At 34.9% G+C, this 24,870-nt stretch carries 12 protein-coding genes and 2 tRNA genes; 6 read left to right on the forward strand and 8 right to left on the reverse strand.

What is annotated here, in order from left to right:
• Window positions 1-18: 18 nt before the first annotated feature.
• From OZP11_RS08550 to OZP11_RS08560, 3 genes are all read left to right on the forward strand, one after another.
• Window positions 19-103 (forward strand) — tRNA-Ser (locus tag OZP11_RS08550).
• Window positions 104-1,159: 1,056 nt separating this feature from the next.
• Entirely contained in the window at window positions 1,160-2,140 is a 981-nt protein-coding gene (locus OZP11_RS08555) for a helix-turn-helix domain-containing protein (RefSeq protein ID WP_281234801.1), read from the forward strand.
• 42 nt (window positions 2,141-2,182) lie between these two features.
• Window positions 2,183-3,205: a helix-turn-helix domain-containing protein gene (locus OZP11_RS08560; RefSeq protein ID WP_281234802.1), complete on the forward strand. Its 1,023-nt coding sequence runs from the start codon at window positions 2,183-2,185 to the stop codon at window positions 3,203-3,205.
• A 75-nt stretch (window positions 3,206-3,280) separates the two neighbouring features.
• On the opposite strand, the gene OZP11_RS08565 is transcribed toward OZP11_RS08560, so the two are convergent.
• The 5 genes from OZP11_RS08565 to OZP11_RS08585 form a co-directional block, all read right to left on the reverse strand.
• Window positions 3,281-5,266: an OmpA family protein gene (locus OZP11_RS08565; RefSeq protein WP_281234803.1), complete on the reverse strand. Its 1,986-nt coding sequence runs from the start codon at window positions 5,264-5,266 to the stop codon at window positions 3,281-3,283.
• Between the two features lie 21 nt (window positions 5,267-5,287).
• Window positions 5,288-6,202, reverse strand: a complete 915-nt coding sequence (locus tag OZP11_RS08570; protein WP_281234804.1) for a PorP/SprF family type IX secretion system membrane protein — start codon at window positions 6,200-6,202, stop codon at window positions 5,288-5,290.
• Window positions 6,203-6,235: 33 nt separating this feature from the next.
• Entirely contained in the window at window positions 6,236-7,543 is a 1,308-nt protein-coding gene (locus OZP11_RS08575) for a T9SS type B sorting domain-containing protein (protein WP_281234805.1), read from the reverse strand.
• 785 nt (window positions 7,544-8,328) lie between these two features.
• On the reverse strand, window positions 8,329-16,794 hold the full coding sequence (locus OZP11_RS08580; RefSeq protein WP_281234806.1) for a beta strand repeat-containing protein: 8,466 nt from the start codon (window positions 16,792-16,794) through the stop codon (window positions 8,329-8,331).
• Window positions 16,795-17,208: 414 nt separating this feature from the next.
• Window positions 17,209-18,123, reverse strand: coding sequence for a PorP/SprF family type IX secretion system membrane protein (locus tag OZP11_RS08585; protein WP_281234807.1), 915 nt, complete (start codon window positions 18,121-18,123; stop codon window positions 17,209-17,211).
• A 1,278-nt stretch (window positions 18,124-19,401) separates the two neighbouring features.
• On the opposite strand from OZP11_RS08585, the gene OZP11_RS08590 reads away from it, so the two are divergent.
• The 3 genes from OZP11_RS08590 to OZP11_RS08600 all read left to right on the forward strand — a co-directional run bounded on the left by OZP11_RS08590 (window position 19,402) and on the right by OZP11_RS08600 (window position 22,801).
• A tRNA-Ser gene (locus tag OZP11_RS08590) sits at window positions 19,402-19,486 on the forward strand.
• Between the two features lie 281 nt (window positions 19,487-19,767).
• On the forward strand, window positions 19,768-21,078 hold the full coding sequence (locus OZP11_RS08595; protein WP_281234808.1) for a site-specific integrase: 1,311 nt from the start codon (window positions 19,768-19,770) through the stop codon (window positions 21,076-21,078).
• 415 nt (window positions 21,079-21,493) lie between these two features.
• Complete coding sequence (locus OZP11_RS08600; protein ID WP_281234809.1) at window positions 21,494-22,801, forward strand: site-specific integrase; 1,308 nt, start codon at window positions 21,494-21,496, stop codon at window positions 22,799-22,801.
• A gap of 348 nt (window positions 22,802-23,149) precedes the next feature.
• Here the strand turns inward: OZP11_RS08600 and OZP11_RS08605 are convergent, their stop codons facing one another.
• From OZP11_RS08605 to OZP11_RS08615, 3 genes are all read right to left on the reverse strand, one after another.
• Window positions 23,150-23,425 carry a DNA-binding protein gene (locus OZP11_RS08605; RefSeq protein ID WP_281234810.1) on the reverse strand — a complete coding sequence of 92 codons (276 nt, stop codon included), beginning with the start codon at window positions 23,423-23,425 and terminating at the stop codon, window positions 23,150-23,152.
• Window positions 23,426-23,508: 83 nt separating this feature from the next.
• Window positions 23,509-23,796: a hypothetical protein gene (locus OZP11_RS08610; protein WP_281234811.1), complete on the reverse strand. Its 288-nt coding sequence runs from the start codon at window positions 23,794-23,796 to the stop codon at window positions 23,509-23,511.
• Window positions 23,797-23,818: 22 nt separating this feature from the next.
• Window positions 23,819-24,850: a hypothetical protein gene (locus OZP11_RS08615; protein ID WP_281234812.1), complete on the reverse strand. Its 1,032-nt coding sequence runs from the start codon at window positions 24,848-24,850 to the stop codon at window positions 23,819-23,821.
• Between the last annotated feature and the right edge of the window lie 20 nt (window positions 24,851-24,870).

Here is a 24,870-nt window from a genome sequence, read left to right on the forward strand (position 1 = left end):
AAATGATTGCGTTATACTGGAGGAATGGCAGAGCGGTCGAATGCGGCAGTCTTGAAAACTGTTGACTGTAACAGGTCCGGGGGTTCGAATCCCTCTTCCTCCGCCGAGAGCTAAAAAGAGACTTTTAAAAAAGTTTGCCAAAAGGCTAAAATTCACGAGAAACCCTGAAAATCGGACGATTTTCAGGGTTTTTTCTTTTGTATGCATTCAAGTATCTTCAAAAGTTTAATAGTGCAATCAGAGAACTACCACTATTTGCGGTTTCTCTTTTATCCAAATAAAAACTAATAGTGATCATTTTTCAATTTCTGCCGCACCAACTTTATAGGTTTTAAAGTATTGCAAAAATGCATCTTTATCGTGTCTGTAATTCTATAATAATGCAGTCGCTTTTACAATTAAAGAAAGAAGGAATTTTATTACCAGCCAGCACTGAAATCTGGTTTCAAATTATAATATGCAACCAAGTTTTATAAGATGGGAAATTTTACGATTAGAGCATCAACATAACGTTTTTCTGATTCTCAAATACAGTCTTTTTCAAGTTTACAACTCTACATTAGCAAGTACAAAAGCTAATTACAAATCACTTCCCGCCCTGCTGTCATCGCGTTAAAACAAAACTCGAAATATCATATCCCGCTTCAAATGAAATTTTTAAATCTTTAGAAAAACACTAAATAGAGTTTATCTTAAAAATGTGAGTTTCCCTAAATAACAACATACGCCAGACCTATATAAATAGCAGAGATTGCTTAAGTTTTAATTAGAAAATAACCTAAAAATGAGTATTTTCTCCTCATTCGATCACAAATTACCTAGTCGATTTAATACAAAAAGCGATGTTCAGTTTTTAACAAACTGATTTATAATGCTATATTTTTAAAGGCATGTTATTTGCCTGCAGAAGACAAAATAGTATTAAAATAAATCAAATTATTAAAAACATGTCTTTATAAATAATTGCATTATTTCAGTGTCTCAAGCATTCTTTAGTGCAGCAGAAAAAGTAACTGCTTTTTACATCCTACCAATATTCCTAGCAGTCATAAGCAAACAAAACAACTTACATAATTCTTAAAACCAAACACTTACAAACACAAAAAGCCAAAAAGTTTAGTTAAAATAACGTAACTTTAGGAGTAAAATCCACATTTCTATGAAAATAATTGAACACTATTATGGTCCGGATCTGACTTGGATCGAGCATTATACCAAACAGATTGGGGGAAAAATTGATGGAAATTTTATTACTCTGCCAGAAGATTCACAATCCGGTATCAGGTACTTTTTAGATTGCGGTGATGGTATATTAGCTTATTATATAAATGTTGAATATCATCGAAATTATCAGCTCATACAAAAAAATTTAAACCAGGATTTTGTAGGGTTTTATTATAATCTTACAGAAGGAAATGCAACGGTAAGTACTGAAAATTTCATGTACAATGTTGGACGATGGCAATATAACTTAGCTGTTATAGACGGCTCCCTAGAATCAAAATACAATGTTGTAAAAGGAAGCAAAACTTTTGCCCTTTGCATTTTTATCAAAAAAAGTATGATAAAAGCTTATGCAAAGAAGAACAATATTATTATTCAAAACATTGACACTCTTGTCGATTCTAAAGAAAACACAATTGTACGCTTTGACCGAATGAGCAGTGAAAGTTATCATTTACTAAATGATTTAAGAAAACTGGAGGTGGGCGGACCAATTTTCGATTTAAACTTGCGAGGGACCGTTCATTTGTTAATTTCAAATTACCTTAAAAAAATCGCAGCACGCAGACTTATTGTCCATACAGTAAATGAGTCTGATCTGGCCAATATTATTCAAATTCAGATGTATTTGGTTGATCATTTAGAAGATCATTTTCCAAGTATTACCTCAATGGCCAAAATGGTCAATATGTCTGAGTCAAAATTTAAAACGTTATTTAAAAAAATAACAGGCGATACAGCAAATGCCTTCTTTATGGACAACAAACTCTTGCTTGCAAAAGAACTGCTTTCAAAAAAACAATTATCGATATCCCAGGTTTCAGATCAGCTTAATTTTACCAACAATTCTTATTTCGCATCAAAATTTAAAAAACAGTTTGGCATTTCGCCAAAATTATATATCAAACAGCTATAATTATAAACAAAGTAAATTTTTATCCATTTAATGCCATATAAAATGAAAAACATTACTCATTATTACAGCTTAACACCAGAATGGCAGCAACAGATTGCTGATCAATTAAATATAAAAGTAAAAGACAACAAATTACTTGTTTTTCCAAAACCATTTGGCCGTGGTTTTTCATATTTTACACAAGTTACCTCCGGAATATCTGTAGTACTCTTAGATTTTACCCCAACAGTTCCAATAAAAATAACCCGGCTCAAATCTGAAAGTCCGATTTATATTTTTCATTTTGAGTTAAGCGAACATACAAACCTTATAAAAATCAATAACAAAGATTATGATATAGGGCCTTATCAAAAACTGGATTTAGCCATTATCGACAATGAATTACAAAGTTCTTTCAAATTAAAGGTAAACCGCAGGGCCATAGCCATCAGGATCTTAGTAAACAAGTCTATGTTAAACGATTTTACATCAAAATTTTCAGAAAAAAAAGATATTATTCCCTATAAGGAATCCGGTGCGGAGGTATTTTACCACTATGGAAATATAGACAGCAACAGTACGGTTCTGGTTCAGTCCTTAAAGAACAAAAAAATTGACGATCTTTCATTTGATTCTATGCTGAAAGGTATTTCCTTAAAGCTGCTGGGGAATTTTTTAAATAAATTTTATCAAACCAAAAGCCCTAATGAAGGTATTACAAAAGTTGAAAACGAAGCTATAACCAAAACCAGGGATTATCTTTTAAATAATTTATACGGGCCATTCCCATCGGTTACATTTTTAGCTGCAATGGCAGGAATGTCTGAATCGAAATATAAGCTTTTGTTTAAAAAATGTTTCAAAGATTCTCCAAATAGTTTTTTTATAACCGAAAAAATGAAACTTGCGCAATTACTTTTACAGAGTGGCAATTACCATACTTTAACCGAAGTGATTTATGAATTAAATTATACTAAACTCAGCTACTTTTCATCAAAGTATCAGGAAATATGCAAAGCAAAACCTACAGCGCATTTTGTAAAAAATCATACTCAGAGAACTACTCAAACTCATATTGATCAATAATAAACGGTCACAAAAAAAAATGCAACAAAAAAAAGGGTATTCGACTGAATACCCTTTTTCTTTACCAAAAATTAATTATTTACCAACTACATTGATTATAAATTCTGAACGTCTATTTTCCTGATGTTCTGCTTCAGAGCATTTCACCCCGTTAGCGCATCTGTTTAGTAACTGTGTTTCACCATATCCGTGTCCTTGCACCCTGCTTGCATCAATGCCATGCGCTATAATATAGTCTACAGTTGCTTTAGCTCTGTTTTCAGAAAGTTTCATATTAAAATCATCACGTCCTCTGCTATCTGTATGTGAGTTTACAGTTAAAGTTAAACTTGGTCTAGCCTTTAACACTTCTACCACTTTATCCAGCTCTATCATTGAAGTTTTTCTAATATTATAACCTCCGTAATCGAAGAAAATAGGGCTTAACTTCAATACACGGGTTAAATCGTCTCCTGGTTCAAGTGTAACTGTTTTATCACCCACCTGCACTTCCATTTCATTTGTAAAATTAAAAGAATACTCTCTCTTCTCTAATGGTTTAAGCTGTGGCACCTCTTGTGATTTTTCTACTATACTTGGTTTTTTGTATAGAATTTTATACAACTTGTAAGGCTCTAAATCAGCAGTATAGTACCCTTCTTTATCACTTTTAACCGTTTTAATCAAAGTATTATCAGTATCGTAAATTTCTACACTAACATCTTCAATTGGAGGTCCCGAAGTGTATTTTAAAGTTCCGTATACAATTGGCTGAATATTAATATCAAAAACAACTTTTCGGTTTTCTGTAAAACTATAGATATCGTCGTTCCCCGCGCGATTAGACGAAAAATACCCTTTTTTGGTTTCATCATTTATTATGTAAGCAAAATCGTCTGCACTACTGTTTACTTCATCTCCCATATTTACAACGTGGTAAATTCCGTCAGTATCTTTTATTGCCGCAAACACATCTAAACCTCCTAGCCCCGGATGGCCATCTGATGAAAAATACAGAATCCCTTTATCATCAACAAAAGGATAAGTTTCTCTTCCTAATGTATTGATCTCGTCTCCCAGTTTTTTTACATCATTTCCTACGAATCCCCCTTTTTTAAGGGATGCAACATAAATATCTGAATTTCCAAAATTATTGTTTCGGTCTGAAACAAAATACAGCTCTGACTCATCAGCGCTTAATGCCGGATGTGCAGATGAGAATCCGTCACTATTGATAGGATAACCTAAAGGCCTGATATTTTTCCATTCTCCTTTTACGTTATCTGCAACGTAAATCTTCAAATAAGTAGTCCCTTTTTTATCTGCTGCCAGCTTTCCGTCAACATAATTATTTCGGGTAAAGTACATGGTTTTACCATCTTTGGTAATCGCCGGCGTACTTTGATGGTATCTTGTATTTATATCTCCTTTTAACAGGACCGGATTTTGCAATCCTCCGTCTACAGTAACATCAGCAGAATATAGTTTTAAAAATGATTTTTCATTCCAGCTGTGCTTACTTTTAAAAATAGAACTTGTATCTTTTCCCGAAGCATAGATTACCATATCTTTACCATTAAAAGCCGTTCCAAAATCAGACTCAGGACTATTAATGTCTACCGGTTTAAAATCATAACGATTGGATTGTTTTGCAATATCTGCCGCCAGCTTAGTTTTTCCCCAATTCTCGCTTATGTCTTTTTTATTTGTTCTGGCAAAATATTCTTTCATAACAGCCTGTGCCTCGTCATGTTTATCTATACTGCTCAAAGCCTGTGCATATCTAAAATAGTTTTCTAAACTTAAACCATTTTTAGTAGACATGATTTTAGCATAACATTTTATTGCTTCATCGTATCGCCCATTAAAGTAATAACAATCACCTAATTTGGCATAAATATCTCCGGCATTGTTTCCTTTTTCTAATTGCTGTTCATATAGCTTTATAGCTTCTATAAAAGCAAATTTGTCGTAGGCCTGATTTGCTTTATCGAGTTTTTTGTTCTGGGCATTTACACCCGTAATGCTAAATATACATACTATTAAGAGTAAAAAAGCCTTATTTATATTTTTTAAATTCATTGTACTTTGTATTAACAATTATTAGAAAAACCTAGGTGTAACTAAACGTGATTTTGATTTGTTAACCAATTCGAATCGTAAGAAAAACTCATGAGAACCTGAATTATATGCTCTTAAGCCAGACACATCATGATCGTATCCATAACCAAGCTGGATTCCGTCAGTGATTTGAAAACCTGCAAGGGCACTTGCACTTGCTCCCCAGCGGTAAGCTGCACCCAGAGTAAATTTGTCATTGATTAAAAAATTACCTGAAACGTCTACTGCTAGAGGTGCGCCCTGTACTGCTTTTACCAAAAAGGCTGGTTTAAACTTTAAATAAGGGTTAAGATCGAACACATAACCTCCCAACAGATAAAAATGTGTTTGCGTTGAATACGTTGTATTTTTTACTTCTTTGTAATATTCTGTTTTTAATAATTTTGGTGCAGATACCCCTAAATACCAGTTATGAGAATGAACATAAAAACCAACCCCTACATTTGGCGAGAACTGCGTTACGACACCACTCATCAAAGGATCATCCATATCTCTTCTGGTTAATTTGTCGTTGTCTACCGTAAAATTGTCAAACCCGCCGCTTACACCAAACGAATATTTAACATCTGTGCTTCCTAAGATCGTGTATGACAGATTAAGTGTTGCTCCGGTATTTTTTGTTGGACCAATTTGATCGTTTGCAATATTTAAACCAATACCAAACCTTTCTCCTATAGGGCTGTGAGCCGAAAAGTTCATTGTTTTGGGTGCTCCTTCAAGACCAACCCATTGTGTTCTATACAATCCTAATACACTCAATACTTCTCGTGATCCCGTATAACCAGGGTTAAAGGACATTGTATTGTACATGTATTGGGAGTACTGTGATTCTTGCTGCGCTGAGGCGCTGAAGACCCCGGCAAACAATATTAGTATTATGTGGTATATATTTTTCATTATTCACTAAATTTTAATTTTCCTTTTTTGGAATTATTGATTGTTGATATATAAGTATCCTGATTTTTCTTTTGATTTTTTACCGTCTGAATATTTCAGGATATAGAAGTAAGTTCCTGTTGGCAGCTTCTCTCCTCTGTTTACCGTTGCACGGCCATCAGAATATCCTTCAAACATTCTGTCGTTTTCATTATAACCGTTAGCTTCATATACTTTTACCCCCCATCTGTTATAGATTTCAACAGTATTATTCGGGTATTTATTAATTCCTTCAATCAAGAATTTATCGTTTTTACCGTCGCCATTAGGAGATACTGCATTGTACACTACCAGATCATCTATTTCAGCCTCTTCGTCTTTAACCAGTGCGATGGTAAACAAACCATATCCTCCAACCTGGGCGGTAATTATTTTAGAGTAGGCTTCGCCTCCTCCTGTTTCTCCAAGCTGTCCTTTTTCATTAACCCATTCATTAGCGACATCGTCCCAGCGTACGATAGCCACTTTTACGCCTTTGGTTTCTGTAAAAAATTGTGAAGGTGTAGTATCGCTGTCAAGAGTAAGACTTAAAACAATTTTTTCTGCCCCCTTATCTTGTTTTACCTCCCAGTATTCCGCGTTATTAATTTCCAGGATTGTTTTTTTATCTCTAGATTCATGGCTATGAAGCTCTGCTGAATTTTTAAGGAAATATTGTGTTGTATAAATATTATTATCTGAAGTTGCAGCATGAATTGACGGTCTGTAGAATGTCCCTGAACCTACTGGGAATTTGAATTCTTTTTTTCCTGTTTTCTGAACTTTTCCGTCAACAAAAGATTGGTCTCCTGTTTTATCATGTATTGCATTGTCTTTAAAAATTACCAAGGCACCCGGTAATTCCACACCATCAACAATACCTTTTGTAAATTCAGCTTTATTATTAACTGAGATTTCTGTTCCTAAATAAAAAGGGGTAATATCAGATGTGTTGTTAAATTCCAGATTCTGAAAATCAGATCGTTTTTTACCTTCTATATATTGATCTGCTTTACCTATAAAAAATGTTTTACCGGCAGCACTTTCTGTAAAATCTACAGTACCATCGTTGTTCCAGTTTTTAAAGATATAAACCTGACCATCATTGGTAAATGTTGCTGAATCCTGATTTTTATAATCTTCATGAACAGACAAAATAGTACCGTCTTTTACTGTAACGTTTCCTTTATTAGAAAACTGGGCATTCCCCTGCTGAGAAGCTAAAAGTCCCGCAAGAAGACAAAAACCACAAACCGATCCACTTTTAAAAAAACCTTCTGTTTTTTTTTGTTTATTCACTTTATGTAAAGTATTATTTTTCATCTCGATATAATTTTTTTGGTATAAATCACATTGTTATTTTATGATGTAAAATTACTTCGCGCCCAAAACCCAAATAACCTGTCAAAGTCATTTGAATATTAGAATAGGATTAATTAACAGCTGCCCTGTTTACACTATGTAATTGATTTTAAATACTTTAAAAACTAAACAGCTTTTAAATTAATTTTACGCTGCAAAATTCTTCCATAAGCAAATCTTAAATAGCCTATAGAAGTTTTTAGAATTACAGATTAAGACAGATTAATTGTGGGAATGTGAGATGTGAGATGTGGGAATGTGAGATATAGGAATGTGAGATGTGGGATGTAAGAAAACAGATGCGGCAGTATACCTATTGATCGTATCGATAACAGCATAAAAAAATGAGGAAGTGTGAACTTCCTCATTTAGAAAACAATTACCAAAAAGATTATTTTACTCCCCTAGAAGTAATGAAAAATAATTATACAAATATCTTTAGTCTTTAAACCTATAATTACCCTAATACGATTAATAAATATAATATTAAGGTATAAGCTTGTATTTTTTTGTCATCTAAATAAAAATATCAAGTATTGGGAATTGAGTACAAAAATTAATAATCTAAAATCTGACACTCAATACTAAAACTCTTTAATACTTAAATAAAAAACATCAAGACAAACCGCTCTGGTTCATCTTGATGTTATAAATAGACAGTAAATACCAATACATCTACTCTTATAATTTTGAAGACTGCACACCTTGTATCAGGTGTGCAGTTTTCTTCAAAAACACTTTAAAAATTATTTCATATAATCGATAGTAACACTATCTTCTGCCATAAATGTATATGAACCATTGTTTTCCGGGTGATAGGTCGCTGTAGTGCCACTTATAGTAAGTGCATTATTTTTAATTCTAACACCGTTTATATACAACTTCACTTTAGATATAGAAGATGGTGTACCCGTTAATGTAAAATCAATCTGATCTTTCGTTGCTAAAAACTCATCTACTACTTGCTGTTGAGCTGAAATCGCACTAAGATCAATCTGGTTAGATACAGATTTCTCATCTTTGTAAGTCAATTTCTTAGTTGCAGCATCAAATGTTAAACTAGTTAATGTTTCATCGTTTTTAACGATGTTCTTAATTATCTCCTTAACCTCTGTATTGTTTACAATATCTGAGAAGTTGCTTGTAACATCTCCGACAACATTGATCGTAACTGCAGCACCTTTCTCGTTTGTATACGTGTAAGTACCGTTATTGTTATTACTTAATGTAGTAACTGTTTCGTTCAGCTTAACAAGATCGTTGATGTCTATAACCTGAGTATCGCCGCTTGCATCTGTATACGTAAACTGATTGTTTATCACATCGTAGCTTACGTTTCCTTCCGTATTGTTTACAATGTTCTCGATAATTTCAGTAACCGCAGGATTATTTGCAATTTGTGAGAAGTTGTTTGTAACATCTCCGACAACATTGATCGTAACTGCAGCACCTTTCTCGTTTGTATACGTGTAAGTACCGTTATTGTTATTACTTAATGTAGTAACTGTTTCGTTCAGCTTAACAAGATCGTTGATGTCTATAACCTGAGTATCGCCGCTTGCATCTGTATACGTAAACTGATTGTTTATCACATCGTAGCTTACGTTTCCTTCCGTATTGTTTACAATGTTCTCGATAATTTCAGTAACCGCAGGATTATTTGCAATTTGTGAGAAGTTGTTTGTAACATCTCCGACAACATTGATCGTAACTGCAGCACCTTTCTCGTTTGTATACGTGTAAGTACCGTTATTGTTATTACTTAATGTAGTAACTGTTTCGTTCAGCTTAACAAGATCGTTGATGTCTATAACCTGAGTATCGCCGCTTGCATCTGTATACGTAAACTGATTGTTTATCACATCGTAGCTTACGTTTCCTTCCGTATTGTTTACAATGTTCTCGATAATTTCAGTAACCGCAGGATTATTTGCAATTTGTGAGAAGTTGTTTGTAACATCTCCGACAACATTGATCGTAACTGCAGCACCTTTCTCGTTTGTATACGTGTAAGTACCGTTATTGTTATTACTTAATGTAGTAACTGTTTCGTTCAGCTTAACAAGATCGTTGATGTCTATAACCTGAGTATCGCCGCTTGCATCTGTATACGTAAACTGATTGTTTATCACATCGTAGCTTACGTTTCCTTCCGTATTGTTTACAATGTTCTCGATAATCTCAGTAACCGCAGGATTATTTGCAATTTGTGAGAAGTTGTTTGTAACATCTCCTACAACATCAATCGTAACTGCAGCACCTTTCTCGTTTGTATACGTGTAAGTACCGTTATTGTTATTACTTAATGTAGTAACTGTTTCGTTCAGCTTAACAAGATCGTTGATGTCTATAACCTGAGTATCGCCGCTTGCATCTGTATACGTAAACTGATTGTTTATCACATCGTAGCTTACGTTTCCTTCCGTATTGTTTACAATGTTCTCGATAATCTCAGTAACCGCAGGATTATTTGCAATTTGTGAGAAGTTGTTTGTAACATCTCCTACAACATCAATCGTAACTGCAGCACCTTTCTCGTTTGTATACGTGTAAGTACCGTTATTGTTATTACTTAATGTAGTAACTGTTTCGTTCAGCTTAACAAGATCGTTGATGTCTATAACCTGAGTATCGCCGCTTGCATCTGTATACGTAAACTGATTGTTTATCACATCGTAGCTTACGTTTCCTTCCGTATTGTTTACAATGTTCTCGATAATCTCAGTAACCGCAGGATTATTTGCAATTTGTGAGAAGTTGTTTGTAACATCTCCTACAACATCAATCGTAACTGCAGCACCTTTCTCGTTTGTATACGTGTAAGTACCGTTATTGTTATTACTTAATGTAGTAACTGTTTCGCTTAATTTAACAAGATCTGAAATATTGATCACCTGAGTATCTCCGTTTGCATCTATATAGGTAAACTGGTTCGTTGCACCATCATAGCTTACGTTTCCTTCCGTATTGTTTACGATGTTCTCGATAATTTCTGTAACCGCTGGGTTGTTCACAATCTCCGAGAAGTTGTTTGTAACATCCCCTACAACATCAATCGTAACTGCAGTACCTTTCTCGTTCGTATACGTGTAAGAACCGTCATTGTTATTACTTAATGTAGTAACTGTTTCGCTTAATTTAACAAGATCTGAAATATTGATCACCTGAGTATCTCCGTTTGCATCTATATAGGTAAACTGGTTCGTTGCACCATCATAGCTTACGTTTCCTTCCGTATTGTTTACAATGTTCTCGATAATCTCAGTAACCGCTGGGTTGTTCACAATCTCCGAGAAGTTGTTTGTAACATCCCCTACAACATCAATCGTAACTGCAGTACCTTTCTCGTTCGTATACGTGTAAGAACCGTCATTGTTATTACTTAAGGTAGTAACTGTTTCGCTTAATTTAACAAGATCTGAAATATTGATCACCTGAGTATCTCCGTTTGCATCTATATAGGTAAACTGGTTCGTTGCACCATCATAGCTTACGTTTCCTTCCGTATTGTTTACGATGTTCTCGATAATTTCTGTAACCGCTGGGTTGTTCACAATCTCCGAGAAGTTGTTTGTAACATCCCCTACAACATCAATCGTAACTGCAGTACCTTTCTCGTTCGTATACGTGTAAGAACCGTCATTGTTATTACTTAATGTAGTAACTGTTTCGTTCAGCTTAACAAGATCTGAAATATTGATCACCTGAGTATCTCCGTTTGCATCTATATAGGTAAACTGGTTCGTTGCACCATCATAGCTTACGTTTCCTTCCGTATTGTTTACGATGTTCTCGATAATTTCTGTAACCGCTGGGTTGTTCACAATCTCCGAGAAGTTGTTTGTAACATCCCCTACAACATCAATCGTAACTGCAGTACCTTTCTCGTTCGTATACGTGTAAGAACCGTCATTGTTATTACTTAAGGTAGTAACTGTTTCGCTTAATTTAACAAGATCTGAAATATTGATCACCTGAGTATCTCCGTTTGCATCTATATAGGTAAACTGGTTCGTTGCACCATCATAGCTTACGTTTCCTTCCGTATTGTTTACAATGTTCTCGATAATCTCAGTAACCGCTGGGTTGTTCACAATCTCCGAGAAGTTGTTTGTAACATCCCCTACAACATCAATCGTAACTGCAGTACCTTTCTCGTTCGTATACGTGTAAGAACCGTCATTGTTATTACTTAAGGTAGTAACTGTTTCGCTTAATTTAACAAGATCTGAAATATTGATCACCTGAGTATCTCCGTTTGCATCTATATAGGTAAACTGGTTCGTTGCACCATCATAGCTTACGTTTCCTTCCGTATTGTTTACGATGTTCTCGATAATTTCTGTAACCGCTGGGTTGTTCACAATCTCTGAGAAGTTGTTGGTAACATCCCCTACAACATCAATCGTAACTGCAGTACCTTTCTCGTTCGTATACGTGTAAGAACCGTCATTGTTATTACTTAAGGTAGTAACTGTTTCGCTTAATTTAACAAGATCTGAAATATTGATCACCTGAGTATCTCCGTTTGCATCTATATAGGTAAACTGGTTCGTTGCACCATCATAGCTTACGTTTCCTTCCGTATTGTTTACGATGTTCTCGATAATTTCTGTAACCGCTGGGTTGTTCACAATCTCCGAGAAGTTGTTTGTAACATCCCCTACAACATCAATCGTAACTGCAGTACCTTTCTCGTTCGTATACGTGTAAGAACCGTCATTGTTATTACTTAATGTAGTAACTGTTTCGTTCAGCTTAACAAGATCTGAAATATTGATCACCTGAGTATCTCCGTTTGCATCTATATAGGTAAACTGGTTCGTTGCACCATCATAGCTTACGTTTCCTTCCGTATTGTTTACGATGTTCTCGATAATTTCTGTAACCGCTGGGTTGTTCACAATCTCCGAGAAGTTGTTTGTAACATCCCCTACAACATCAATCGTAACTGCAGTACCTTTCTCGTTCGTATACGTGTAAGAACCGTCATTGTTATTACTTAATGTAGTAACTGTTTCGCTTAATTTAACAAGATCTGAAATATTGATCACCTGAGTATCTCCGTTTGCATCTATATAGGTAAACTGGTTCGTTGCACCATCATAGCTTACGTTTCCTTCCGTATTGTTTACAATGTTCTCGATAATCTCAGTAACCGCTGGGTTGTTCACAATCTCCGAGAAGTTGTTGGTAACATCCCCTACAACATCAATCGTAACTGCAGTACCTTTCTCGTTCGTATACGTGTAAGAACCGTCATTGTTATTACTTAAGGTAGTAACTGTTTCGCTTAATTTAACAAGATCTGAAATATTGATCACCTGAGTATCTCCGTTTGCATCTATATAGGTAAACTGGTTCGTTGCACCATCATAGCTTACGTTTCCTTCCGTATTGTTTACGATGTTCTCGATAATTTCTGTAACCGCTGGGTTGTTCACAATCTCCGAGAAGTTGTTTGTAACATCCCCTACAACATCAATCGTAACTGCAGTACCTTTCTCGTTCGTATACGTGTAAGAACCGTCATTGTTATTACTTAAGGTAGTAACTGTTTCGCTTAATTTAACAAGATCTGAAATATTGATCACCTGAGTATCTCCGTTTGCATCTATATAGGTAAACTGGTTCGTTGCACCATCATAGCTTACGTTTCCTTCCGTATTGTTTACAATGTTCTCGATAATCTCAGTAACCGCTGGGTTGTTCACAATCTCCGAGAAGTTGTTGGTAACATCCCCTACAACATCAATCGTAACTGCAGTACCTTTCTCGTTCGTATACGTGTAAGAACCGTTTGTGTTTTTAGTGATTGTAGTAACTGTTTCGTTCAGCTTAATAAGATCGTTGATGTTTATAACCTGAGTATCTCCGTTTGCATCTATATAGGTAAACTCCTTGGTTGTTCCATCGTAGCTTACATTTCCTTCCGTATTGTTTACGATGTTCTCAATTATCTCCTTAACCTCAGTATTGTTTGCAATTTGTGAGAAGTTGTTTGTAACATCCCCTACAACATCAATTATAACCTCGGTTCCTTTCTCGTTCGTATACGTGTAAGAACCGTTTGTGTTTTTAGTGATTGTAGTAACTGTTTCGTTCAGCTTAATAAGATCGTTGATGTTTATAACCTGAGTATCTCCGTTTGCATCTATATAGGTAAACTCCTTGGTTGTTCCATCGTAGCTTACATTTCCTTCCGTATTGTTTACGATGTTCTCAATTATCTCCTTAACCTCAGTATTGTTTGCAATTTGTGAGAAGTTGTTTGTAACATCCCCTACAACATCAATTATAACCTCGGTTCCTTTCTCGTTTTTATACGTGTAAGAACCGTTTGTGTTTTTAGTGATTGTAGTAACTGTTTCGTTCAGCTTAATAAGATCGTTGATGTTTATAACCTGAGTATCTCCGTTTGCATCTATATAGGTAAACTCCTTGGTTGTTCCATCGTAGCTTACATTTCCTTCTGTATTGTTTACAATGTTCTCAATTATCTCCTTAACCTCAGTATTGTTTGCAATTTGTGAGAAGTTGTTTGTAACATCCCCTACAACATCAATTATAACCTCGGTTCCTTTCTCGTTTTTATACGTGTAAGAACCGTTTGTGTTTTTAGTGATTGTAGTAACTGTTTCGTTCAGCTTAATAAGATCGTTGATGTTTATAACCTGAGTATCTCCGTTTGCATCTATATAGGTAAACTCCTTGGTTGTTCCATCGTAGCTTACATTTCCTTCTGTATTGTTTACAATGTTCTCAATTATCTCCTTAACCTCAGTATTGTTTGCAATTTGTGAGAAGTTGTTTGTAACATCCCCTACAACATCAATTATAACCTCGGTTCCTTTCTCGTTTTTATACGTGTAAGAACCGTTTGTGTTTTTAGTGATTGTAGTAACTGTTTCGTTCAGCTTAATAAGATCGTTGATGTTTATAACCTGAGTATCTCCGTTTGCATCTATATAGGTAAACTCCTTGGTTGTTCCATCGTAGCTTACATTTCCTTCTGTATTGTTTACAATGTTCTCAATTATCTCCTTAACCTCAGTATTGTTTGCAATTTGTGAGAAGTTGTTTGTAACATCCCCTACAACATCAATTATAACCTCGGTTCCTTTCTCGTTTTTATACGTGTAAGAACCGTTTGTGTTTTTAGTGATTGTAGTAACTGTTTCGTTCAGCTTAATAAGATCGTTGATGTTTATAACCTGAGTATCTCCGTTTGCATCTATATAGGTAAACTCCTTGGTTGTTCCATCGTAGCTTACATTTCCTTCTGTATTGTTTACAATGTTCTCAATTATCTCCTTAACCTCAGTATTGTTTGCAATTTGTGAGAAGTTGTTTGTAACATCCCCTACAACATCAATTATAACCTCGGTTCCTTTCTCGTTTTTATACGTGTAAGAACCGTTTGTGTTTTTAGTGATTGTAGTAACTGTTTCGTTCAGCTTAATAAGATCGTTGATGTTTATAACCTGAGTATCTCCGTTTGCATCTATATAGGTAAACTCCTTGGTTGTTCCATCGTAGCTTACATTTCCTTCTGTATTGTTTACAATGTTCTCAATTATCTCCTTAACCTCAGTATTGTTTGCAATTTGTGAGAAGTTGTTTGTAACATCCCCTACAACATCAATTATAACCTCGGTTCCTTTCTCGTTTTTATACGTGTAAGAACCGTTTGTGTTTTTAGTGATTGTAGTAACTGTTTCGTTCAGCTTAATAAGATCGTTGATGTTTATAACCTGAGTATCTCCGTTTGCATCTATATAGGTAAACTCCTTGGTTGTTCCATCGTAGCTTACATTTCCTTCTGTATTGTTTACAATGTTCTCAATTATCTCCTTAACCTCAGTATTGTTTGCAATTTGTGAGAAGTTGTTTGTAACATCCCCTACAACATCAATTATAACCTCGGTTCCTTTCTCGTTTTTATACGTGTAAGAACCGTTTGTGTTTTTAGTGATTGTAGTAACTGTTTCGTTCAGCTTAATAAGATCGTTGATGTTTATAACCTGAGTATCTCCGTTTGCATCTATATAGGTAAACTCCTTGGTTGTTCCATCGTAGCTTACATTTCCTTCTGTATTGTTTACAATGTTCTCAATTATCTCCTTAACCTCAGTATTGTTTGCAATTTGTGAGAAGTTGTTTGTAACATCCCCTACAACATCAATTATAACCTCGGTTCCTTTCTCGTTTTTATACGTGTAAGAACCGTTTGTGTTTTTAGTGATTGTAGTAACTGTTTCGTTCAGCTTAATAAGATCGTTGATGTTTATAACCTGAGTATCTCCGTTTGCATCTATATAGGTAAACTCCTTGGTTGTTCCATCGTAGCTTACATTTCCTTCCGTATTGTTTACGATGTTCTCAATTATCTCCTTAACCTCAGTATTGTTTGCAATTTGTGAGAAGTTGTTTGTAACATCCCCTACAACATCAATTATAACCTCGGTTCCTTTCTCGTTTTTATACGTGTAAGAACCGTTTGTGTTTTTAGTAATTGTAGTAACTGTTTCGTTCAGCTTAATAAGATCGTTGATGTTTATAACCTTAGTATCCCCGTTTGCATCTATATAGGTAAACTCTTTGGTTGTTCCATCGTAGCTTACGTTTCCTTCCGTATTGTTTACAATGTTCTCAATTATCTCCTTAACCTCAGTATTGTTTACAATCTCTGAGAAGTTCTTTGTAACATCCCCTACAACATCAATTATAACCTCGGTTCCTTTCTCGTTTTTATACGTGTAAGAACCGTTTGTGTTTTTAGTAATTGTAGTAACTGTTTCCTTTATAAGATCCGTAATATTAATTACCTCTTTAATACCTGAATCATTAATATAGAAAAACTCTTTCGTAGTTGGATTATAAATAACTGTTCCAGTTCCTGAACCAGCTTCACTAGAAACAGCTAATCTGTTCCATCTGTTATCATACCAATAGTAGTAACCTGGTTTAATATCAGCTATAAGCTCAGTATTAAAAACCATTAAACTGTTTTCATAACCACTGCTGCCATTAACAACCGTAGTTTTATCTGTTGAACTTTTCAACTTTACTCTCGGAATTAAAATACCTTTATCCTCAGCAAAAACTTCTAATTGCGAAGATGCATTTGGATCCACCTTTCCTACCCCAACCTGCGAGTAGGCAGAATAAGCACCTAAAACAAAAAATAAAGGAAGTAATCTATTCTTCATGATATTTATTATTAATTATTTAGTTATTTCTAAGAATAAATAAATTTCGTTTCAACAAAATTGAACTATACATTTCCAACTGATTATCAATGCATTAAAGGTTCTTTTTCGAACAACTTAATTATCCTTAACTTCACGATGCAAAGTTCCCCCTGTTATCCTCTTTTTTTTACCCTCAAAAGTTTTTAAACTAATAATTTAAGATATACTTTACAAAAGTGGTTTTTAATAAAGCACTACAAACAAGTGTTTTACGTAAAATCTTACAAATAATATACTATCACGTTTTAATTACACTGCAAATCACATTTATTGTCTCACTGAAAACCTTTTAAACACCAAATTTCAGCAGACCATAATTTAAGTAACGATCTAAAATTTCGTTCCTATTTTTACACTTCATTAGTATACTATTTAAAAAAATCTTGGCGATACCAGTCGATATTTTGTCATTGCAAACAAATCGAACCGAAGAAAAATTTCATGAGATCCCGGGTTGTAGTTTCCTATGCCACTGGTATCATAATCGTATGCATACCCTATATAAAGTCCCGGACTAACCTGAAAGCCTGCCATACCGCTTACAGAGGCATCCCACCTATAAGCAGCACCCAGTGTAAGCTTGTCCATAAATAAAAAATTTGCCGATACATCGACAGCAATAGGCGCGCCGCTTACCGCTTTTATTAATGCTGCAGGTTTAAATTTTGTGTTACCGCTAAGATCTATAACATAACCGCCAATGGCATAAAAGTGCATGTTTTGCGAAACCACAGACATTTTTACATCATCATAAAACTTTGTTTCAAGAATCAGCGGGGCCGAGAGTCCAAAATACCACTTCGGGCTGTGCAGATAAACTCCAGCCCCTAAATTAGGAGAGGTTTTGTTTAGTATGCCGCTCAAATATGGGTCGTCAGGATCATAAACATTTAATTTACTATAATCGACTTTGGTAAAATCCAGAGAACCGGAGATTCCCAGAGAAAGAAAAAGTTCTGCAGCTAATTGGATGGGATACGAATAACTAACGGTTACTATAGATTCTGAAGCCGGTCCTATTTGATCATTAATAAAGGAAAGACCTAATCCCTGGCCATTTTGTGTAATTGGCGCCTCTACAGCAAAATTTGCGGTACTGGGCGCTCCATCCATCCCAACCCATTGCGCGCGATACAGACCAAATACACTTGGCAGTCCGCGTGTACCGGTATAAGCAGGGTTAACAGTCATGGTGTTATACATATATTGTGTGTACTGTGATTGCTGCTGGCCAAAACAGGGAAAAACAAATGCCGACACAATACTTAAGAGTAGAATTTTTTTCATACGTACTTAATTATTAACTAAACAAAAACTACATAGCATACATCAATTAATAATTTTCGCCTTTACGAAAAGACGCAAAAACTATTTGTCAATTCAGGTACTTTTTTCAGGCTGCTGTTTATTTAAGCAGCAACAAAAAACAAAGTGAAAATTTTAACACCTTTAAAAATGCGATTGACAGCCTCTCTTTGACAAATGCTAAGGCAAAATTTTAAGTACATTTCACCTGTTTTAGCATTGCAGCAGATTTTGCAGAGTAGTTTGAACAAACTGTCAGAAATAACCCTAAGGTTCAGGCTCAAAAAGCAAAGATCAGACTTATAGGATTATATTGCCATTCCTTTCTTTTTTCAGGTTTCTAATCAATTTTTATTTTCTTGATCTAACTTGTGAATTTATTGTTCCAGACCATTTAATCTTCTATAACCGGAGCTGCATCATCACGCCCTAGATTAGCAGTTTAGCAGTACCGAAAATAAAGTATGTCCTGGGAATAGCTCCTTTTGGCGCTTTTACATTACATGTGTCCAGCTCATCTTATAAAGGAGCTTCTGGTTCTTTAATAGTTAATGATATACGATTTGATTCATAATTGGATGTTGCAGAATTGCTCTTTAGCTGCTTCGTTTTCTTTTTTACAAGCTGTAAAAAATTAAGACTTAAAAAAGTTTTTTTATAGGTGTATCAATTAAAAGCTAATTTATAACATTCTAAAAATCAATGCCATAAAAACACAAAAACTATGTTTCATCTTATAATATGAAACCATTTTACAAGCAGACTGCCTCACAGCATATTATTATATATTACTTTTACTATAATGAAAAATACCAGAGAAATCTTTGTTATGATTACCAAAAAACAGCAGGATCCTGCAAAATATGAATAGAAAAAACATTACTACAGTACACTGCCCACTACGATTTCTTATCAAAAACTTTTAAAAACGAAACCGGAAGACCGCCATTACTGCAAAACACAAAATAAAAATAAAATTCTTACAATAAACTAAAAAACATCTTAAAACTGAAAATCTGACAACGGGAGATCTTACACACAAATAACTCATTACCAAAAAGATACATTATTTCTATCTCTAGTTCTGTTTAGTATTACTAAAATCAAAGATCTTTTTTACTCAGAAAGTCAAGTATTGGGCTTTAAAATACCTATTAGACATATTGTTGTTTTTCTTTATAAATAACCTCAAAAAATTTTTCACAATCAAAAAAACATTCTATATTTGCACCCGCAATCAGACGATGAAAGCAATATACTGGAGAAATGGCAGAGCGGTCGAATGCGGCAGTCTTGAAAACTGTTGACTGTAACAGGTCCGGGGGTTCGAATCCCTCTTTCTCCGCTGAGAGCTTAAAAATAGACTTTTCAAAGTCTGCAAAAAAGGCCAAAATTCACGGAAAACCCTGCAAATCAAGTGATTTGCAGGGTTTCTTCTTTTATACCGCTTTTCAATATTTTCAAAAACAAACAAAATCTTCGTGGCGCATTCGTGGCACAGGCTAAGATTTCAAAAGTGTGCCACAAAATTTCATCTTAAGTCCCGATATCAAAGGGGTTAAGCACGTTTACATCTTGTTTAAATAAGGTTATAATTCTACATTTACTAATCTAATAAGTTGAATTATGCTAGAGAACAGCTTTGGGCTAATTTTCTTTTTGAAAGTACCCCGCCATGCAAGTAACATTAGAACCGTTTATTTTAGGATTACCGTAGACGGTATCCCAAAAGAAGCATCTACCAGACGCCAATGGGACATTGAGCGCTGGAACAAAAGAACAGAGAGAGCAATAGGCACAAAAGAAGATGCAAAATCCCTCAATTTTTTCTTGGACTCGCTTACCACGAAAATCCATGACATCAAAACAGAGATCCTCTACAGCGGAAAACCAATAACCTCTCAGAAAATAATGGACCATGTCATGGGAAGAAATTCTCCAAGAGCAAAAGTTCTTGAGGAATTCCAGAAACATAATGATGAATTGGAGGCGCTAGTTGGCAATGGCTATACAGGCGCAACCCTGGAGAGGTTTAACATAACCAAAAATCATGTGTCCACATTCATAAAATTCAAGTATAATGCTGATGATTTTGAATTTGCCGACTTAGATCTTGAATTCGTAAAAGATTTTGAGTTTTACCTGCGGTCGGTCCGCAAGTGCAGCAACAACACAAGCCTAAAATACATTGCTAACTTCAAAAAAATTGTCATACGGGCTATTGATAAGGAAATCATTGAAAAGGATCCTTTTAAGAGCTTTAAAGGTAAAAAAACGAAAATTGTAAAAAAACCTATCTCTGCAAAAGAATTAGCAGAATTGGAAGCACATCAGTTCACAATTGAAAGACTCAATGTAGTACGTGATATCTTTGTATTCCAATGCTACACGGGACTTGCATACATTGATGCCTACCAGCTCACAAGTGCTGATATAAAAGACGGAGTAGATGGAAAACCGTGGATTATCTCTGAAAGACAGAAAACAAACTCCACAGCAAAAATTCCACTCCTTCCCCACGCTGTCAAAATTCTTGAAAAATATAAAAATCATCCTCTCTGTATTAAACGAGGCACTCTACTGCCAGTTTATTCTAATCAGAAAATGAATGGCTACCTTAAAGAAATTGCTGTATTATGCGGATTTCCATTCTCACTTAACACCCATATGGCACGCCGCACATTTGGAAGCACGGTAACATTAAACAATAATGTCCCTATTAACGTAGTAAAAGAACTGTTGGGACACTCATCTGTAAAGCAGACAGAAGCTTATGCCATAACAGAACAAGCAACTATAGGAAGAGAAATGTCTCTACTAAATCAAAAACTCAATCCGCAGACAACTCAGATTTCTACAGAGGATTTAACCACGCTTGAAAAACTTGAAAAAGAAATTCAATTAATTAAAAATAAATATAAAAATGCATCACTTTAGCATTAAAACGAGACCTAAACAATATATCAATTTGTAAGAATTATCAATTTTAAAATTATCCATATTTCAGCATCTTTAACATGTCAAAAAGATACCTCACGGGTTCGAGTCCTGCTCTCCCCACAAAAAGGGTAAAAGAAGCCGAAACGAAAGTTTTTCAATCTTTTCAAAAACCCTCAAAAAACGTGGTAAAGCCTGCAAATCGTAAGATTCGCAGGCTTTTTTCATTTATGCTGCTTTTCAAATTTTTTAAAACCTAACAAAATCTCTGTGGCAAAATCGTGGCAAAAAATCCACGATGAAAATTTTGCCACAGAAATTGGAAAAATCCCTGATAAACAAAGGGGTTAAGGAGGTTAACGACTTGTTTTTTTGACGCTATAATTCTACATTTATTAATCTAAAAGACTGAATTATGTTAGAGAACAGTTTTGGGATGGCATTTTTTTTAAAAACCGCCCACAAAGGAAGTAAAATTAGAGCAGTTCACTTAAGAGTGACTGTAGACGGAATCAGCAAAGAAACATCAACTAAGCGAAAATGGCACATCTCTAGATGGGACCAAAAGAATGAACGTGCAGTCGGCGGTAAAGAAGATGCAAAATCCTTAAATTTCTTTCTGGATTCATTGACTTTTAAAGTCCATGAAATTAAAACAGAAATTATGTACAGCGGTAAACCACTAACTGTTGAAAAAATTATGGATCATTTATTGGGAAGAATAGCACCAAGAGTTAAAGTCCTTGAAGAATTTCAAAAGCACAATGACGAGATGAAAGCTCTACTTGGAAAAGGATACGCAAGAGGCACTCTTCAACGATTTACAATCACAAAAAATCATTTAACAGCATTTATTAGATTTAAGCTAAATAAAGATGATATCGAATTTGCAGATTTATCTCTTGAGTTTGTAAAAGACTTTGAATTTTACCTCAGAACAGTCCGCGACTGCAGCAACAACACTACGCTTAAGTATATTGCAAATTTTAAAAAGATTGTAATACGTGCAATTGATAAAGAAATTATCAATAAAGACCCTTTTAAAAACTTTAAGGGTCGAAAAACAAGAATAGTAAAGAAACCGCTTACCACGCAGGAATTGTACGAACTAGAAAGACATTATTTTACAACTGACAGGCTCAATGTAGTCAGGGACGTATTTGTATTCCAATGCTATACTGGACTGGCTTACATAGATGCCTACCAATTAAAGAAAACTGATATCAAAAAAGGAATCGATGGAAACCTCTGGATTATGTCTGAAAGACAGAAAACTAATTCTACGACCAATGTTCCGCTGCTCCCTCAGGCGCTAAAAATCATTGAGAAATATAAAGATCATAAACTATGCATTCAACGAGGAACGGTGCTTCCAGTTTCATCCAACCAGAAGATGAATGAATACCTTAAAGAGATTGCAATTCTTTGCGGATTTCCATTTACATTAAATACACACATAGCACGCCGTACTTTTGGAAGCACTGTAACATTAAATAATAATGTCCCTATAAATGTAGTAAAAGAACTGCTTGGGCACTCCTCAGTGAAGCAGACCGAAGCATACGCCATAACTGAACAGGCAACAATCGGCCGTGAAATGTCAATTCTAAATAAAAAACTCAATAAAACTGAGCCTAAAATGTCTAAGCCGGACTTGGCAGTTCTCAGTAGACTGGAAAAAGAAATCCAGGCAATCAAGAAAAAATACAACATCACTTCTTGATAAATATTTTTATGACATATTCAAACTTAAAAGAGGCTATCTCAAATATTTTGAGATAGCCTCTTTTTACATAGTTTTACTTCGCTCTTATAGCCAGGATGATACGAAGGGGTATACTTAACGTATCCTAGATCCTGAAGTTGTTTAAAATACTTATGATAAGTTGGCAGAGTGTTCACATGGGATAACTCCATAATTTTACTGCGACTTACTTTTATCCTCCTCCTCTGCCCCTGCCTGTATCCTAACCCTAGTATAGCTGTCAAAATTGACAGGTGCCAAACATTTAGTTTGGGATCATTAGCGTACATACACAAAAAACTCATTATATGGCTTTCTTTAAATTTATTAATCTTTGTCATCGCTAAAGAGTTTTTGAATATCTTCCCTGTTATAATAATAAGATCCAAGCACCTTTTTAAAACGTACTTTTTGCGAGGTTCTAAGATTCTGCACCGAGCCTGCAGAAATATCAAGCAGCCTACGAACAGCTTTACTTTTCAGCCACTCAGATTCCCGCTCAATATTTTTTGGCTGAAATGCTTCTGCAACAGCAGTACGCACTGTATCGGCCATGATAAGCCCAAACTGTCTTAAATCATCTTTCGTTATAAATTCTTCCATAAAATTCTGGTTTTACTCATTATAATATTTGATCATCTACTTTAAAACAAAACTCTGTCTACTTTCAATTTTTACAGTACAACTTATTCCAAGTGAAAATAAATACTGCTCCTTCTGTTCTTATTCTTTGTAGGCACATAAATCAAATAACCGTACTCATCCAATTCACGCATACATTTTTGATAGGTTTTGTGAGACATGATCTTAGTAAGACTCTGGATTTCTATGCTGTAAGCCTGAATAGGATTTACAAAATCTTTGCTTGCGCGAAATTGAAGCAGGGCGGCAAAAATAGCAATGTGAGTTGTGCTGATTCTGAAGTCATTTTCAATTGCCTGAAAAAATCCCGATAAAAGATTAAGATTTTCCATAACTGTATAAGATAAATAAACATCACATATGATGAGATTTTTTTGCGGTCTGCGACTCAATATTTTGCTGAGGCTTTAGCAGCGGACTAATTTTACAGCCGTTTTTAATTTCCGCCAGACTAAGTTTCTGCATCCTGTCGTTATAAAAATTCAAGGTTTTAAAGCGTGGATTTGCTTCCAAAAAAACCTTCATTTCTCTCCCTTGTATCATAAGTAGAACTTCTTCCCTCCTCCCCTTTTTCAAAGAATCGACCAGGGATTCGAATGTCTCATAGTCATCATTTTTAAGAGGAACAGTCCTTAAAGCATCGCTTACATTGTATCCATACGATTCTGGAAATTCATGCATCCGATAATTGTCATTAAGATCCCTGTCGTTGAAGTTAAACTGTTTCCAGGTTCCGCTTTTTAGAACTGCTCTTCCCGCAAGCATTTCGTATGATTCACCTGCACTAAAGTCCTCAGATTTTTCATTCTTAAAGTAGTGAACGCTGCGACTGGATGGCGATGAATCTGTATGAAGAATTGATCTGAATCCATCAAATTGGTAAGCTCCCTGTGCATCTTTTACAAATTGCAGGGAATGTTCAAGTCTTTCATTCTCTGAGATGTGATAAGAAACAGGAACAGTAAAATTTAACTGCTGCTCCTGCATATGCTCCAATACTTTGCCATAAGCCACATGAAAACCGCTTTTTATAAGCTGTTCCTCTAAAGTTTTCTTGTTTAATTCCAGATCTTTAAGATAATTCTGTTTATCTATCCTTTCAAAAACAACAGAACTAAGCACTTCATTTAAAAGCCGGACGATGATATTAGGATAGACTTGATGCTTCAATTTATTAAATTCATGCTTAAGAAACCTTAGAGTTATTTTTTCATCTACAGCTTTCGTCTTTTCATATTTAAAAAGCAGCATCTTAAAAAATTTCAGTTTCTCTATGCCAAAAGAGCGTTCTATTTGCGGGCTGTTCTGAAATAAAAATTTTAATTTTTCTTCCTTGGACTGCCAGACTTTTATCTCATTTTCTACTCGATTGTTTTCAGAAGACATAACTCAGTTTTAATTTATTT

It is taken from the genome of Flavobacterium gelatinilyticum (assembly GCF_027111295.1).
In the GTDB taxonomy this organism is placed as follows: domain Bacteria; phylum Bacteroidota; class Bacteroidia; order Flavobacteriales; family Flavobacteriaceae; genus Flavobacterium; species Flavobacterium gelatinilyticum.

What these genes read in the sequence shown, in the direction of transcription:
- OZP11_RS08560 (WP_281234802.1), top strand. Translation starts at nt 2,183, where the DNA reads ATGAAAAACATTACTCATTATTACAGCTTAACACCAGAATGGCAGCAA.
- OZP11_RS08610 (WP_281234811.1), bottom strand. Translation starts at nt 23,796, where the DNA reads ATGGAAAATCTTAATCTTTTATCGGGATTTTTTCAGGCAATTGAAAAT.
- OZP11_RS08570 (WP_281234804.1), bottom strand. Translation starts at nt 6,202, where the DNA reads ATGAAAAATATATACCACATAATACTAATATTGTTTGCCGGGGTCTTC.
- OZP11_RS08595 (WP_281234808.1), top strand. Translation starts at nt 19,768, where the DNA reads ATGCTAGAGAACAGCTTTGGGCTAATTTTCTTTTTGAAAGTACCCCGC.
- OZP11_RS08580 (WP_281234806.1), bottom strand. Translation starts at nt 16,794, where the DNA reads ATGAAGAATAGATTACTTCCTTTATTTTTTGTTTTAGGTGCTTATTCT.
- OZP11_RS08605 (WP_281234810.1), bottom strand. Translation starts at nt 23,425, where the DNA reads ATGGAAGAATTTATAACGAAAGATGATTTAAGACAGTTTGGGCTTATC.
- OZP11_RS08555 (WP_281234801.1), top strand. Translation starts at nt 1,160, where the DNA reads ATGAAAATAATTGAACACTATTATGGTCCGGATCTGACTTGGATCGAG.
- OZP11_RS08565 (WP_281234803.1), bottom strand. Translation starts at nt 5,266, where the DNA reads ATGAATTTAAAAAATATAAATAAGGCTTTTTTACTCTTAATAGTATGT.
- OZP11_RS08615 (WP_281234812.1), bottom strand. Translation starts at nt 24,850, where the DNA reads ATGTCTTCTGAAAACAATCGAGTAGAAAATGAGATAAAAGTCTGGCAG.
- OZP11_RS08600 (WP_281234809.1), top strand. Translation starts at nt 21,494, where the DNA reads ATGTTAGAGAACAGTTTTGGGATGGCATTTTTTTTAAAAACCGCCCAC.
- OZP11_RS08575 (WP_281234805.1), bottom strand. Translation starts at nt 7,543, where the DNA reads ATGAAAAATAATACTTTACATAAAGTGAATAAACAAAAAAAAACAGAA.
- OZP11_RS08585 (WP_281234807.1), bottom strand. Translation starts at nt 18,123, where the DNA reads ATGAAAAAAATTCTACTCTTAAGTATTGTGTCGGCATTTGTTTTTCCC.